Origin of the sequence: Aeromicrobium sp., assembly GCF_032084975.1 — a bacterium.
Classification (GTDB): domain Bacteria; phylum Actinomycetota; class Actinomycetes; order Propionibacteriales; family Nocardioidaceae; genus Aeromicrobium.
On record NZ_DAMDLR010000005.1, the window covers coordinates 44,456 to 59,228 of the forward strand.

11 protein-coding genes are annotated in these 14,773 nt (G+C 70.2%); 7 read left to right on the forward strand and 4 right to left on the reverse strand.

The features are described 5' to 3' along the window. Positions 1–113 precede the first annotated feature (113 nt). The gene (locus tag RT323_RS02270) at positions 114–1,679 is read left to right on the forward strand and encodes a hypothetical protein (RefSeq protein WP_313404638.1); all 1,566 of its coding nucleotides are present in this window, start codon (positions 114–116) and stop codon (positions 1,677–1,679) included. Further along, positions 1,676–2,836 carry an acyltransferase gene (locus RT323_RS02275; protein ID WP_313404640.1) on the forward strand — a complete coding sequence of 387 codons (1,161 nt, stop codon included), beginning with the start codon at positions 1,676–1,678 and terminating at the stop codon, positions 2,834–2,836. The genes RT323_RS02270 and RT323_RS02275 overlap by 4 nt, the downstream gene beginning before the upstream one ends. Here RT323_RS02275 and RT323_RS02280 read toward each other — a convergent pair. Both RT323_RS02280 and RT323_RS02285 read right to left on the reverse strand, forming a co-directional pair. Then, on the reverse strand, positions 2,776–6,639 hold the full coding sequence (locus tag RT323_RS02280; RefSeq protein WP_313404642.1) for an alpha-(1->3)-arabinofuranosyltransferase family protein: 3,864 nt from the start codon (positions 6,637–6,639) through the stop codon (positions 2,776–2,778). The two genes, RT323_RS02275 and RT323_RS02280, sit on opposite strands and share 61 nt — an antisense overlap. Further along, positions 6,600–7,340: a class I SAM-dependent methyltransferase gene (locus RT323_RS02285; protein WP_313404643.1), complete on the reverse strand. Its 741-nt coding sequence runs from the start codon at positions 7,338–7,340 to the stop codon at positions 6,600–6,602. Before RT323_RS02285 ends, RT323_RS02280 begins: the two co-directional genes overlap by 40 nt. A 97-nt stretch (positions 7,341–7,437) precedes the next feature. Between RT323_RS02285 and RT323_RS02290 the strand changes: the two genes are divergently transcribed. Then, positions 7,438–8,538 carry a glycosyltransferase family 4 protein gene (locus RT323_RS02290; RefSeq protein ID WP_313404645.1) on the forward strand — a complete coding sequence of 367 codons (1,101 nt, stop codon included), beginning with the start codon at positions 7,438–7,440 and terminating at the stop codon, positions 8,536–8,538. Positions 8,539–8,621: 83 nt separating this feature from the next. On the opposite strand, the gene RT323_RS02295 is transcribed toward RT323_RS02290, so the two are convergent. Next, a complete protein-coding gene (locus tag RT323_RS02295) occupies positions 8,622–8,765 on the reverse strand; it encodes a hypothetical protein (protein WP_313404647.1) in 144 nt (47 codons plus the stop codon). A gap of 119 nt (positions 8,766–8,884) precedes the next feature. Here RT323_RS02295 and RT323_RS02300 point away from each other — a divergent pair, with 119 nt between their 5' ends. The 3 genes from RT323_RS02300 to RT323_RS02310 are packed head-to-tail and all read left to right on the forward strand — an operon-like array spanning position 8,885 to position 11,854. Continuing rightward, complete coding sequence (locus tag RT323_RS02300; RefSeq protein WP_313404649.1) at positions 8,885–9,754, forward strand: decaprenyl-phosphate phosphoribosyltransferase; 870 nt, start codon at positions 8,885–8,887, stop codon at positions 9,752–9,754. Beyond that, entirely contained in the window at positions 9,751–11,094 is a 1,344-nt protein-coding gene (locus RT323_RS02305) for an FAD-binding oxidoreductase (protein WP_313404650.1), read from the forward strand. Before RT323_RS02300 ends, RT323_RS02305 begins: the two co-directional genes overlap by 4 nt. Positions 11,095–11,101: 7 nt before the next feature. After that, positions 11,102–11,854, forward strand: a complete 753-nt coding sequence (locus RT323_RS02310) for a decaprenylphospho-beta-D-erythro-pentofuranosid-2-ulose 2-reductase (RefSeq protein WP_313404653.1) — start codon at positions 11,102–11,104, stop codon at positions 11,852–11,854. Here the strand turns inward: RT323_RS02310 and RT323_RS02315 are convergent. Beyond that, positions 11,815–13,491, reverse strand: coding sequence for a hypothetical protein (locus RT323_RS02315; protein WP_313404656.1), 1,677 nt, complete (start codon positions 13,489–13,491; stop codon positions 11,815–11,817). The two genes, RT323_RS02310 and RT323_RS02315, sit on opposite strands and share 40 nt — an antisense overlap. Positions 13,492–13,539: 48 nt before the next feature. Here RT323_RS02315 and RT323_RS02320 point away from each other — a divergent pair, with 48 nt between their 5' ends. Then, complete coding sequence (locus tag RT323_RS02320) at positions 13,540–14,772, forward strand: polysaccharide biosynthesis protein (RefSeq protein WP_313404657.1); 1,233 nt, start codon at positions 13,540–13,542, stop codon at positions 14,770–14,772. The last annotated feature ends 1 nt before the right edge of the window (position 14,773 follow it).

The window sequence follows — 14,773 nt, forward strand, 5'->3', positions numbered from 1 at the left end:
CGTGGTTTTACGAGGACGACTTCTACTTCCTGTCCACCGTGGCTCGCGGCGAGAACGACCTCGAGTGGTACTTCACCCGGCACAACGTGCACTTCATGCCGCTGAGCCTGCTCATGGTCACGCCCGTCGCCCTGCTCGGCGGGTTCGCTTGGTGGGCGGCCGCTCTCGAGATCACCATCCTCTATGCGCTCGGCGCCGTCGCCTGCTGGTGGATGCTCACCCGAGTGTTCGGGGCGAACCCCCGCATCATCGCCCCGCTGACGTTCTATCTGTTCAGTCCCCTCCTGCTACCGGCGATCACGTGGTGGGCGGCGGCGATCAATCTCGTCGCAGTGCAAGCCCCTTTGTTCGTCGTGATCGGCAGCCACGTGCAGTACCTGCGCACACGAGAGCGTCGTTGGCTGGTCCTGATCGCGCTGATGCTGCTGGTCGTCTCGGGCGTCTACGCCAAGGGTCTCGTCGTTGCCGCGGTGTTGGGTTTGTTCACCGCCTGCTACGCACTCGATGCGGGGGGCCCTGCGCGCCGCATCTGGGTTGCCGTCAGGCGATGGTGGCCGGTCTGGTGTGTCTACACGGTCATCGGCGCTGCCACCGGTGCGGCCTACCTCATGCAGACCCGAACTGGCAGCGGCCCCCAGGACCAGGCCAGTGCCAGCGATCTGTTCGAGAATCTGGTCCTGCGCAACCTCGTTCCAGCGCTGGTCGGAGGACCATGGACGTGGATCGACGTGGGTGGATTCCCGCGCCAGTTGGCCGACGCCTCGGACCTGGGAGTGGCCCTGGCACTCACCGCGGTCGTCGGCGCCTTCGCCTTCGCCGTTCAGCGCTGGCACAACGCGTGGCTACCCCTGCTCTTCCTGGCCCCTGCGTTCATCGCGACCTTCCTGGCCATGTCGAGCCTGCGGACGGCCAGCTTCCCGTTCCTGGCTCTTGAGCCCCGTTATTGGGCGGACACGCTGCCCTATCTGGTACTCGCATTCGGGGTGACGATCATGGCGATTCCCGGCTTTCCTGAGGTCCGCCGGCGGCGGTCCCCCGAAGCCACGTCCGTCCGGCCGCCCTTGGTGCTCGCGATCGGTGCCGCGTACATCGTCGGGTCTTTCACCACGACCGTCTCGTACGTGGAGCCGTGGCACACGGACTACCCTGCGCGGCTGTTCGTCACGACGGCCTTGGCCGAGGCCGCGGACGCCCGAGCTGAGCTCGTGGTCGCCAATGACCCAGCGCCCGGGGCGGTCATGTCGTCCTTCCTGTTTCCCAGCAACACGCCCAACTACTTGTTCGCTCCTTCTCCCGGGCAGGTGCGAGGAGTCGACGGCGGCGTGGACCTGGACGTTCTTGATCCGTTCGGTCGACCAGTGCCAGCACTGGCCAGCGCCGACATGGAACTCGACGTCTCCGGCGAGAAGTGCTTCGTGGGTTCTGGTCGACTGATGCTCGAGTCGGCGACACTCGACTATCCGTTCTGGGCGACGGTCAGCGCATCGTTCGACGCCAGCACCACTGTGCACGTCACTGCCGGCACAGCACGACACGAGTTCGAGGTACCCTCCGGTCGGCATCGGCTGACCTTCCGGACCGTCGGAGCATTCGACCGTGTCTGGCTGGTGAGCGAGGACGAGTCGACGACCATCTGCCCCGAATCCGTCCGTGTCGGCGCGCAACTGGAGGTACCGTGACCACGCCATTGATCTCGCCGGCCCACCGGTTCGCCCAGCTCGACTCGATTCGCGCGGTCGCGGCCATCATGGTCGTGGCGACCCACACCGCTTTCTGGGCCGGCGTCTACACCAAGGGCACGTGGGGCGCCGCCACCCAGCGGCTCGAGGTGGGCGTGGCGATCTTCTTCGTACTGTCCGGATTCCTGCTGTCGCGGCCCTACCTGATGCGTGCCCGACGGGGAACGAGGACGGACTCGGTCCAGATCTACGCGCTAAAGCGCGTCGGCCGCATCATGCCCGTCTACCTCGTGACCGTGGTGGCGGCGTTCATCCTGCTGTCACGCAATGACGATCTCGGCTGGGACCGGTTCTTCCTGAACATCACGCTCACCGACTTCTTCGTGCACAGCCAGCTGCCGTTCGGGCTCACCCAGATGTGGAGCCTGTCGGTCGAGGCATCGTTCTACATCGTCCTGCCGTTCATCGGCATCACCGTGCTCGCGCGCTCCTGGAGACCAACCGCGCTGCTCGTCGGACTCCTGTGCGTCGGCCTGCTGGGAATCGTCTGGCTGGGCCTCACGGCCCAGGACCACGCCCTGGTGGCGCGTTGGCTGCCCTCCTACGCGCTGTGGTTTGCGATGGGCATCGCACTCGCCGTCATCGAGATCGACCGCGACTCGGTCCGTCTCGTGCGTGCCCTGCGTCGCTGGGCATCAGACCGCGTCGCCTGCTGGGTGCTGGCCTTCGGACTCTTCGTGATCATCTCGACTCCGCTGGGAGGCTCGCCGCTTCTGGTGGCGCTGACCCCATCGGAGTCGGTGATGCGCCACCTCTTCTACGCTGCAATCGCGGTGCTCATCGTCGCGCCCTGCGTCTTCGTCACCGACGACGGCACCGCGCGCATACTCTCGCATCCGTGGTTCCGGCACCTCGGATACACCTCGTACGCACTGTTCTGCTGCCACATGATCGTGCTCGAGCTCGTGGTGGACGGCGTCGGCTACGAACTGTTCCGGGCACCGGCCGTCCCTTTGTTCGTCCTGGTGCTGGCGGTCAGCCTCGGGGTGGCCGAGATCCTCTACCGCGTCATCGAGAAGCCGGTGATAGACGCGGTTCATCGTCGGGCGAAAGCCGCCCGGGCCACCGCGCCCAGGGCCACCGCCGCCAGCAACTGAGACGCGCCCGCCGACACGATCTCGCCATCGGCGATCGTCACCGCGAGCGACCCGCTCATGGCCGCCGCCACGACGGCAGCCGGGGCCCAGGCTCGCGGCAGCGAAGCGATCGTGAAACCGGCGAGCGCCGCAACGGTGCCTCCGATCCCGGCGAACGTGACGGCAGCCGTCGCCAGGGCGACTGCGACGAACCAGCGCGGCGCCCAGCTGCGCCCTGCCACGAGCCGGCGCCGGCTGCCCACGACGACCATGATCAGGAGCAACAGCCCCGCCGCTCCCGCTCCGATCCGCAGTGCGAGGGTGTAGGTTCCGGATGCCGCGTACTGGGGCTGTGCATGATTCGGTGTCCAGAATCCCTGCTGCCACCCGTTGACGACGGCAGGCGGCGCCCCCCCGGCATCCGTCCAAGCCGCATTGAAGTTCGAGCGGCGAACGTCGAGGCTGAACCCGGCCTCGGCCCTCGTGCTGGCCCGGCTCAAGCGAACGGACTCCGGGACGACCGAAGCCATCGGGGAGAAGTCGACCCGTTGGCGACCCGCCAGCGTCTGGACCGGATCACACGACGAGATGGTGAACGCCTCGCCTCGCAAGAGGGCGGCGAGCGTCGTGGCCCCCCGCATCGGGATCCGCGCGTCGTTGACGACGAGCGGAGAGTCAGTCTCGCACGTCATCTCAACCGGCTCGTCAGTGTCCAGCCGCGGTAGGGCTTCCCCGATCGTCAACTCGGCCACACCAACAGGGAGCGTTCCGAACGTTCCGTCGCTGCGATAGTCACGCGCATCCTCGGCCGAGACGAGTGAGATCAACAGTTCGCTGGACGTGATCGGCCGGGGAAACACGACCCGGCCGTTCTCCACCGCGGCACTGAACCGCACGTCTCCCGCCCGGACGATGACGCGCTCGACCTTGGACGCCGGCTGGCTGATGGGGGTAGTCAATTCGAGCTCGGCCACCTCCACGGGCCTGCGCCAGCGGACCCGAATCGTGGGTTCAGTGTCCTGCGGGTCCGCGGTCCACCCCGTGCCACTGGACCCGTCGAGCATCTGGACTGACGATGCTCCCGGGTCGGTCGTCGCGTTGGACGACGTTGAGACCTGGACGGCACGGCCACGCTGGGCCAAGCGCTCGAACCCCTCGGACGCCACCGCGCGCATGGTGGCGGTCAACTGCCACGACTGTCGGTCCTGCAGGGCGAAGCCACGCGAGATGCCACCGGCGTCCTCGGAGAGGTCCTCCTGGCCGGCGCGGCAGCGCAGCGCGTCGTCGAACTCGACGCAGCCGGGGCGGCGGACGGCACCGAGTCCCAGCACGACCTCGTCGGGGTCCGACCATTCCTCGGGCGTCATCGGCAACTCGAGGCGTCGCTCAATCCCCGCTCCGGACAGCTGCACGTCGGAGAGTTGCGCGTCGCCGCTGGCGCGACTGACCTCGATGCGCACCGACTTGACCAGGCCGAGCGGGACGACGACGGGGTCGTTGCCCGCCAGCGTCACCTCCTGGCGCTCACCGTCGATCACCACGAGCGCCTGCTGCACCCGGCCCGGCGGCAGCCCTCCTCGCAAGGTGACGTCCGCGACCGCGCGAGCCCGATCGAGATCGAATTCGATCCAGCCACGCTTGCCGTCGGCACGCCACGCTGTCAGCAGGGAATCGTCGAAAGCCGCCCATGGCGACGAATCCGTGCGACGCAGCTGCAGCGATGACGCGTCCGCGCGCGAGGAGGACGCGCGCACGCCACTCACACCCGTCAGGGTTGCCGTCGTCAGCCAATCGGACTGCCCCTCGCCGAGGTAGTCGTGCACGGGTCGGTCGAGACTCCAGTCCTGGCCTGGCAGCCGCGTAGCAGAACGGACGCGGTCGACGGCGCCGAAAGCGGCTTCCTGTTTGCGCAGTCCGTCCGTCAGCACGAGATCGCGAACCGGTTGGTCGCCCTGGTCGGACGCGAGCACCGCGTCACCGCTGAGCACGCCCCATGTGCGCAGGCCCAGCACGTCGGCCGCCGAGCCGACGACCGTGGTCGGCCTGACCCGATTGATGGCGCGCGTGTTGACCCGGAATATCTCCACGGCGGGCGCCTTGGACGCCCAGCCTCCGCGCGCATACGAACGCTGACCGTCGATGACGGCGACGCCGGAACCGCCGACCTTCGGGCCGAACGACGCGACGAGCTGGACGCCCGGCGACCGCATGAGCGTCTCGCGGGCGACGGCGTTGCGCCCCTCGGACACCTGCACCTGCAGATCGTTGCGGATCACGACATAGCCGACGCCGCTGCGCGCCAGGTTGTTGGCCAGCGAGGGGTCCGCACGTCCGGACGACACACTGTCGGAGATCGCGTCGAGGGCGCGGATCGTGCCCGCCGGCGTGAGCGGGATGGAGTTGCGCAGGATCCAGCTGCCCGTCGACAATGGCTGGATCGGCTCGTCCCCAGTGCTGCCCCAGAGGTAGTCCGGAAACGCGGAGGACGGCAGCAGCAGGGCACCGCGGCCGGGAGTCGCGTTGTCCGAGACCCATGCGGTCGTGTCCTGCCAGTACTGGGGAATGTCGTCGAAGGTGCCCCTCGTGGCCAGCCTGTCGGCCCACGCTGGGAACGTCGCGCCGACGAGGACGGAGCCCAGAGCGAGACCCAGGCCGAGACGCTGCGGGCGATCCGCCATCCGACGTGCCGCGACGTGCAGGGCATGGACGAACCCGAGTGTGACGGGAATCCGGATGAGGAGGTCGAACTTGTGGGTGTTGCGCAGCGGCGCGAGCACCCCGTCGAGCAGCTCCTGCAGGTCGCGGCCCCACAGGCCACTGACGGGCCCGGTGTGACCTAGCGTGACCATCACCAGTCCGAGGAAGAGTCCCACCACGAGGAAGCGCCGTGCCGGGAGCCCCCGCAACGTCAGTCCGATCAGCCCGGCAACGACGATCAGTCCCGCGTTCGCGATCACGACGGGCTCGGTGAAGTAGACGACGCCGGCACGCGCCTGTCCCGAGACGATCGGCACCCAGTTCGTGACGCCACGCAACGCTCCGTCGATCGACGCGAGTCGAGTCGTCACGGACGCGCTCTCGATGAAGTCGAGGAAAGGCGGGCTGTAGCGCCCGAGCAGGAACAGCGGACCGATCCACCACAGGGTGCCCAGGAGGACCAGCGGAGGCCACCATACGAGCATCGTCGTGCGGCGCGGACCCTTGTTCATCAGGATCCAGAGCCCGGCGAGGGGGATGACCGCGAAGGTGGCGGCCGCGTTGACACCGCCGACGCACGCCACGGCGAGCGCACTGAGGACGGCCGCGCGTCGCGCGCTGCCCTCGCGCATGCCCAGCACGAGCGGCACCAGCACCCACGGCGCCAGTGCCATCGGCCAGACCTCGATCGAGCTGGGCCCGATCACGGTGAGGATGCGCGGCGACAGGGCGTAGACGAAGCCGCCGATCAGCGCCGTCGTCAGGCCGCCGATCCGCAGGGCGCGGGCGAGCGCGACGAATCCGGTGAAGGCCAGGCACAGCAGCAGCGCCCACCACAGGCGCTGGATGACCCACGGCGGCAGGGACACTGCCTCGCCGAGCCAGAAGAACGGTCCCATCGGGAACAGGTAGCCGTACGCCTGGTTCTGGACCTGCCCGAGGTAGCCGACGGGATCCCACATCTCCAGGGCGCGGGACAGGAACCGACCGGGGTCGACCACGAGGTCGAGCTTGGTGTCCGTGACCGTCCAACCCGGTGACTGCAGGAACGCCAGTGCCGTCAGCAGACCGCATCCCGCGAGGAGCCTCAGTCCGAAGCTCTGCGAAGCACGATCGCCAGGTTCCACGTGAGCACCTCCCTCACGCCGGGCACCTTGAGGATCCACCAGCTCCACCGGGGGAGGTAGCGAGGCATGACGGCGAGGACCTCGACGCCCTCGCGCTGCCGGCTCCACGCGATGCCGGCGGCCGCCGTCACCGGGAAGAGCGACGCGCCGAACACGTTCTTGGGCGGGTGACCGTGCTTGCGCTCGTAGCGGCGCGCGGCGCGGTGGCCCCCGAGATAGTGCCACGGCGCGGTCTCGTGGCCGCCCCACGGACCCCACCACAGCGTGTAGGAGAGGAAGACGAGGCCGCCCGGACGCGTGACCCGCACCATCTCGTCGGCCATCCGCCACGGATCGGGAACGTGCTCGAGCACGTTGGACGAGTAGGTGATGTCGAAGCTGCCGTCGGCGAAGGGCAGGTCCATCCCGCTGCCCAGGACGCTGCCGGGCTCGGGATCGCCGAGACCGGAGAGCTCCCCCGCGTCGGCATCGAGTGCCGTGTAGCGCGCGCCGGAGCCGCGGAAGCCCTGCGCGAAGTAGCCGGGTCCACCGCCGACGTCGAGCACCCAGGCCCCTGACACGTCCGCGAAGCGGCTCACCTGCGAGACCGAGTCGGCGGCCAGGGTTCCGTAGAAACGGTCCGGATCGGTCTGCTCGACCTGAAATGCCCGGAAGAGTCGCCAGGCGCGGCGCAGCGTCGGTGCACTCAGGTCCGTGGTCACTCGCAGAACATATCCAACGCGTAGTGACTCGCGGGTAGGCTGTCCCGATGCAGGTCCGAAAAAGTTGGGGAGGAGGTGACGCACGGTGCATGTGCTGATGTGCAACTGGCGCGACACCCGCAACCCCGAGGGTGGCGGATCCGAGCGCTACGTCGAGGCGATGGCCCGTGGGCTCGTGGCTCGCGGCCACCAGGTCACGATCGCGTGCGCCGAGCACGAGCAGGCGCCGCGCGACGAGATCGTCGACGGAGTCCGCTTCGTGCGCCGAGGGTCCAAGCTGGGCGTCTACCTCCAGGTCCTGCTGCGCCTGCTGTTCCGCCGGTACGGCGCGGTCGACCTCGTCGTCGACGTGCAGAACGGGCTCCCCTTCTTCACGCGCCTGGTCACCCGGCGCCCGGTCGTCCTGCTTGTCCACCACGTCCACCGCGAGCAGTGGCCCGTCGTCTACCCCGGACTCATCGGCAAGGTCGGCTGGTGGATCGAGAGCCGCCTCTCCCCCGTGCTCTACCGGCACTCGCAGTACGTCACCGTGTCCACCGCCAGCCGCGACGAGCTCGTCGCGCTCGGCGTCGACCGTGAGCGCATCGCGATCGTGCACAACGGCAGCGACCCCGCCCCCTACATCCCGGCGGGTCGCTCCACGACGCCGCGCCTCGTGGTCGTGGGGCGCCTCGTCCCGCACAAGCAGGTCGAGCACGCGATCGACGCACTGCGCGAGTTGCTCCCCCAGCATCCCGACCTGCACCTCGACCTCGTCGGCGACGGCTGGTGGCACGACGACCTGGTCGGCTACGCCGCCGAGCGCGCGGTGAGCGATCACGTCACGTTCCACGGCTTCGTCTCCGAGGAGGTCAAGCACGAGGTGCTGGCCGCGTCCTGGGTGATGGCGCTGCCGTCCCTCAAGGAGGGCTGGGGCATCGTGATCGGCGAGGCCGGCGCGCACTCCACCCCCACGGTGGCCTACCGGTCGGCGGGCGGGCCCCGCGAGTCGATCGAGGACGGCGTGTCAGGAGTCCTGGTCGACTCGCCCGCTGAGTTCACCGCAGCGCTGCGCCGCCTCATCGAGGACGACGACGAGCGCAAGCGCCTCGGCGCCGGCGCCCTGGCCATGTCGCACCAGTTCAGCTGGGACAACGCCATGGGGCACTTCGCGACCCTCATCGAGGTGTGCGGGCTCGTCGTTCCCGAGCACGCCTGACGGTCGCACGTCCGCCCGCTGGCGTCAGGACATGACGAAAGGGGCGCCGACCATGGTCGGCGCCCCTTCTTCGTACGTCTGGATCAGTTGTTGCCGTAGCTGACGTTCGCAGCCTCGACGGGCTCGTTCCCGGCGTTCGCCTGCGTCTGAACGACACCGAACGCGGTCGCGCCAGCCAGCAGCACTCCAACGGCAAGGGCGGCGATGCCACCAGTCATGGTTCCCACAAGGGCGTCCTCTCTCGACTTCAACTTACTCAGGAGTATAGCGGACATCACACACCTCGTGCACGCTTGATCGAATCACGCGTCGTGCATGTTCTGGGGCCGATAGTCTGGGCGGCACCATGTCCTCTGCCACGACGGCCTCCGCCGTGCTCCGCACCGCGCGCCCTCGCCAGTGGATCAAGAACCTCCTGGTCCTCGCCGCCCCGTTGGCCGCGGGAGTCCTGCTCGACGCCGACGTGCTGCCCCGCGTGCTGGCCGCGGTGGGGCTCATGATCCTCGCGTCCTCGTCCATCTACCTGATCAACGACGTCGCCGACGCCGAGGCCGACCGCAACCACCCGACGAAGCAGAGCCGCCCGGTGGCCTCGGGCCAGCTGTCGCCGACCGTCGCCGTCGCGGCCGCCGTGGTCCTGTCCGCGTCGTCCCTGGCTGGCTCCTTCGCACTGTCGAGCGACCTGGGGATCGTCGTCACGGTCTACCTCGCGCTGCAGGTCGGCTACGTCCTGGGACTGAAGCACGAGCCGGTGCTCGACCTCGCGGTCGTCTCGAGCGGCTTCCTCCTGCGGGCGATCGCGGGCGGCGTCGCCGCCGACGTGCCACTGTCCCAGTGGTTCCTGATCGTCGCCGCGTTCGGCTCGCTCTACATGGTCGCCGGCAAGCGCTACTCCGAGCTGCAGATGCTCGGCGCCGGGGCCCACACGCGGCGCTCCCTGCTGCTGTACTCCGACTCGTTCCTGCGGTTCGTCTGGGGCACGGCGGCGGGCATCACCATCACGGCCTACTGCCTCTGGGCCTTCGAGATGGCCCCGCCCGAGGGCGTGGCCTGGCAGACCATCAGCATCGCTCCGTTCGTGATCGCCATGCTGCGCTACGGGGCCGACATCGATCGTGGCGCCGCCGGCGAGCCGGAGGAGGTCGTGCTGCACGACCGGGTCCTGCTCGGCCTCGCCGCCCTGTGGCTGGGCACCTTCGCGCTGGGGCTGTCATGACGTCCCGCACCCCCCTGACGGGCTGGGGCCGCGCTCCGCGATCGCTCCCGGCGACGCGTGCCGAGGCCACCGACCTCGACGTGGTGCGCCGCGAGGTCGCGGCCGCCGGTCGACGCGGGATCACGGCACGTGGCCTCGGCCGCAGCTACGGCGACGCGTCCCTGAACGCCGGGGGCGCCGTCCTGGACATGACCGCGCTCACCGGGACGTTCGACCTGCGCGAGGACGGTCGGCTCACCGTCTCGGCCGGGCACAGCCTGGACACGATCCTGCGACGGATCGTGCCGCACGGCTGGTGGCTGCCCGTCGTCCCCGGGACGCGCCAGGTCACCGTCGGCGGGGCGATCGCCGCCGACGTCCATGGCAAGAACCACCATGTCGACGGCACCTTCGGCGCGCACGTCGAGTCGCTGCGGCTCGTCGTCGCCGGGGGTGACCTCGTCCAGGTCTCCCCCACCGTCGATCCCGACCTGTTCTGGGCCACGGTGGGCGGCATGGGCCTCACGGGCGTCATCGTCGAGGCGACATTGACCCTGCATCGCGTCGAGACCTCGTACTTCCTGGTCGACACCGATCGCACCACCGACGTGCACGGGCTGCTCGACCTGATGGACGCGCACGACGACGACCACCGCTACTCCGTGGCGTGGTTCGACACGGCCACGACCGGCGACCGGCTTGGCCGTGCGGTCCTCACCGCGGGCGACTCCGCTCCGCTGGCGTCGCTCGACTCGGCTCGGGTCCAGGACCCGCTGGCGTTCGACGCGCCGCGGCTTGGCACGGTCCCGTTCGCTCCGCCCTTCTCCTTCGTCAACCGCTGGACCGCGCGCGCCTTCAACGAGCTCTGGTACCGCAAGGCGCCCGCTCGCCGTCGCGGTGAGGTGCAGGACATCACCGCGTTCTTCCACCCGCTCGACATCGTCGGCGACTGGAACCGCGTCTACGGGCCGGGCGGGTTCGTCCAGTACCAGTGCGTCGTCCCCGACCGTGGCTCCCTCGTCCCGATCGTCGAGCAGATCGCCGAGTCCGGCCACGTCTCGAGCCTCAACGTGCTGAAGCGCTTCGGTGAGGCCAACGCGTCGCCGCTCTCGTTCCCCACGGCGGGGCTGACGCTCGCCGCCGACTTCCCGGTCCGTCGCGGGCTCGACCGGTTGTTGACCGACCTCGACTCCCTCGTCACCGCGGCCGGCGGCCGCCTGTACCTGGCGAAGGACTCCCGCACCGACCCGGCGACGCTCGCCGCCGGCTACCCGCGACTCGACGAGTTCCGCTCCGTCCGTGCTCGCGTCGGCGCCACCGGCGTCTTCACCTCCGATCTCGCCCGACGACTCGACCTGTGAGGCTCCCATGATGAACGCACTCGGCACCCCGTCCTGCCTGCTCCTGGTGGGCGGCACCTCGGACATCGCGCTGGCGATCGCGCGCCGGTACCGGCAGGAGGCCACCGCGCTCACGGTCGTCGTGGCAGCGCGACCCGGCGCTCGGCGCGACGCCGCCGCCGCGGAGCTGGCCGGGCTCGGATGCACCGTCGAGACCCGCGACTTCGACGCGCTCGACACCGGTGCGCACGCGGCGCTGGTCGAGTCCGTCGAGCAGGACATCGACGTGGCGGTCGTGGCGTTCGGCCTGCTCGGCGACCCCGAGCGCGCCTGGACCGACCTCGACCACGCGCGCGAGCTGGCCGCGGTCAACTACCTCGGCGCCGTGACCGTGGGCGTCGCGCTGGCCGCCCGCGTCAAGGAGCAGCGTCACGGGGTGATCGTCGCCCTGTCGAGTGTGGCCGGCGAGCGCCCGCGGCGGTCGAACTTCGTCTACGGCTCGACCAAGGCGGGGATGGACTCCTTCTACACGGGCCTGGGCGAGGCACTGCGCGAGGTCGGTGGCCGCGTCCTGGTCGTCCGTCCCGGCTTCGTCCGCTCCAAGATGACCGAGGGACTGGACGAGGCGCCCCTGGCCACCACGCCCGAGGCCGTCGCCGACGCGGTCGTCGAGGCCGTGAGGTCCGGGCGCGAGCAGATCTGGGTGCCGGGCACGATGCGGGTCGTCATGTCCGGCCTGCGTCACGTCCCGCGCGTGATCTTCCGCCGCCTGCCGATCTGAGCCACCGCGGCCCCGAGGACCGTCGCCCCGGCGATGCTCCACCCCACGACGACCGCCGACGTGCGGCCGTCGCCCGACGGGTCGCGGACGTCTCCGGGCACCTCGTACAGCCACAGGTCACCCTCGTGCGCGAGCAACGGCAGCGCCGACACGCGCCGCACGACGGACTCCGGCCCGGGCGCCGACGAGTCGAGGACCAGGAAGCCGATGCCCTCGGCCGCGAGGTAGGGCCAGTCCCCCGCCTCGACGGCCAGGCCGACGCGTGCGGCACGCGGGTCCTCGCCCGCAATGGCGATGGCGCCCACCCGCAGCGTGTCGTCGGTGACGGTGACCCGGTCGAAGTAGCGGCCGGCCGGATCCAGGACCGGACGGCCGTCGTTCCACTCCGGCGCGCGGAACGCCGAGAACGGCAGTGAGACCACGTCGCCCGGACCTTCCTGGTCCGCGAGCGCCGAGGCCACGTGGTCCCATTCCGCGGGGTAGTCGACCGCCTGCAGCCGGCCCGCGAGACCCCAGCCGAGGTCGGGGACCATCGCGATCGGGACGAGCAGCGCGACCATCCATCCCACGACGGTCGAGGCCGGGCGCTCGGTCAGCCACGCCACCGCGGCCCCCAGGCCCATCGCCGTCGCGGGAGCCATCAGCACGACCCATCGCGACCCGTCGCGCACCAGTCCCGCGCCGGGGATCGTCCCGACCAGCTCGGCGAGCAGCGACGGCGCGACCACGCCGGCCAGCGCGGCCACGAAGCCGATCCCCCACAGGGCGACGAGCGGCCGCAGCCCGGCTCCGCCCGTCCGCCACAGGCGCACCAGACCGAAGACGACCAGCGCCAGGACGAGACCGGCGACCACGGTGGCGACGACGGACTCACGCGACGGTGGCCGGACGTCGCTGTTCCAGACCCCACCGAGCGTGGCGACCTCGAGCCAGACCGGCGTCGTGCCCGCGCCGCGCGCCGCGAACACGGCCACGCCGAACGGGTCACTGGTCAGGGACGCGGGCGAGACGAGCGACGCCACGATCCACGGTGCGTTCACCGCGACGGCCAGCAGGATCCAGCGCCACGCGTCGTGGAGGCGACCCATCACGAGCGCGACGACGAGTCCCATGACGCCCGATGCCGGTGTCAGTGCCGTGACCGCGAGCAGCAGGGCACCGGCGGCGAACCGGCGCTCACGCACCGCCACCACCAGCCAGGGCACGGCGGCGTACGCCAGGAGCAGCGGCCAGTGCCCGATCCCGAGGCGCTCGGCGACGAACGGGTTCCACACCAGCACGGTGGCGGCCGCCCACTGCGCCGGCGTCCCGAGTCCCCGCGTCAGCCGTGCACCGCCACAGCCCGCCGCGACCAGGGAACCGAGCAGGATCGCCTTCTGCAGCAGCTGCTGGGGCACGATCACACCGAGCAGGGCGACGAGCGCGTCCGACGGCACGGCGCGGGGCAGACCGCTGCCCAGCCCCCACAGGTCGGGTCGCGTGACGGACAGGTCGGGCACCCAGACCATGTCGTAGCTGAGCACGTATCCGGGGGCGAGGGTGGGGCCCAGGATGAGTGCCGAGAGCGCCACGATCCACACCAGCAACAGCAGTCGCAGGGCGCGGCCGGGCTCGGCGGATGGCCGCGATGGACACATGAGCGGCCCCTCCGTCACAAAGTCGAATTCTTGACTATTGTGCCGTGGGTGCGTACTCACCAGAAGGCAATGACCAGCATGTCGGTGGTCGCCGTCGCGATGATGGTGATGAACGTCGTCACCTACGGCTTCAACCTCGTGGCGGCCCGCATGCTGGTGCCGGCGGAGTTCGGTGCGCTGACGGCGCTGCTCAGCCTGATCCTGATGGCCAATGTCGTGGCGCTGGCCCTGCAGGCCGCGATCGCGCGCCGCATCTCGGTCGCGCCGCAGCACACGCTGTCGATCATCCACACAGCCTCGCGCGTCTCCCTGGCCCTCGCCCTGGCCGTGGGTGCCGCCGGCGCCGCGACCACGGTCGTGCTGACGCCCGCCTTCGACTTCAGCTCGATGTGGTCCGTCATCTTCTGCGGCGCGATGATCGTTCCGCTCACCCTGACCGGTGCGCTCATGGGCGTCGCCCAGGGAACCGCTCGCTGGAAGCGCCTCTCGGTGCTCTTCGTCGGCAACGGCTTCGGCCGCCTGCTCGGCGGCGTCGGAGGGCTGCTCGTGGACGCGTCCGCCACCAGCGCGATGGCCGGGCTCGCGATCGGGGCGTGGCTCCCCGTCCTGCTCGGTGCCGGCCTGCTCAAGTCGGACGCCGACGAGGACCCGCACAGCCGCCGGCCCCTCGTGTTCGAGACCGTCACCTCGGCCGCGACCCTGCTGGCGTACTTCGCCTTCAGCAACGTCGACGCGCTGGTCGCCCGTGGTGGCTTCGAGCCGCACGACAGCGGCCTGTACGCCTCGGGCCTGATCCTGACGAAGTCGACGCTGTTCCTGCCGCAGTTCGTGAGCGTCGTGTTCTTCCCCAGCCTCGCCCGGGACTCGAGCCACCGGACTCGTCTGCGGGCCGCCGGCCTCGTGGCCGTGCTCGGCCTCGCCGTCGTCGCGGGCACCGCCCTGCTGCCCGACCTGGCGTTGATCCTGGTGGGCGGCGAGCAGTACGAGGAGATCGCGGGCGACCTGTGGCTGTTCGCCGTGTCGGGCACGTTCCTCGCGATCGTGTACCTGCTGGTGTTCGACGCGCTGGCCCGGCGCGAGGGCGGCGTCGCGATCCTCGTGTGGGTGGCGGCCGCGATCGTCTTCGCCGTGGCCTACTTCAATCGCATCGACATCGTCGGACTGGTGACGACGATGGCCGTCACCTCGGCGGTGCTGGCGGCCGTCCTGCTGGTGTGGCCGCTGCTGAAGGCCTCGCCCGCCCAGGCTGACCTCGGGGTCAGCGAGCCCGCATCCGACTGAC

Excerpts from the sequence above, each read along its gene's own strand:
- RT323_RS02305 (WP_313404650.1), top strand. The coding sequence starts at position 9,751 with ATGACGTCCCGCACCCCCCTGACGGGCTGGGGCCGCGCTCCGCGATCG.
- RT323_RS02290 (WP_313404645.1), top strand. The coding sequence starts at position 7,438 with ATGTGCAACTGGCGCGACACCCGCAACCCCGAGGGTGGCGGATCCGAG.
- RT323_RS02310 (WP_313404653.1), top strand. The coding sequence starts at position 11,102 with ATGATGAACGCACTCGGCACCCCGTCCTGCCTGCTCCTGGTGGGCGGC.
- RT323_RS02300 (WP_313404649.1), top strand. The coding sequence starts at position 8,885 with ATGTCCTCTGCCACGACGGCCTCCGCCGTGCTCCGCACCGCGCGCCCT.
- RT323_RS02315 (WP_313404656.1), bottom strand. The coding sequence starts at position 13,491 with ATGTGTCCATCGCGGCCATCCGCCGAGCCCGGCCGCGCCCTGCGACTG.
- RT323_RS02270 (WP_313404638.1), top strand. The coding sequence starts at position 114 with ATGGTCACGCCCGTCGCCCTGCTCGGCGGGTTCGCTTGGTGGGCGGCC.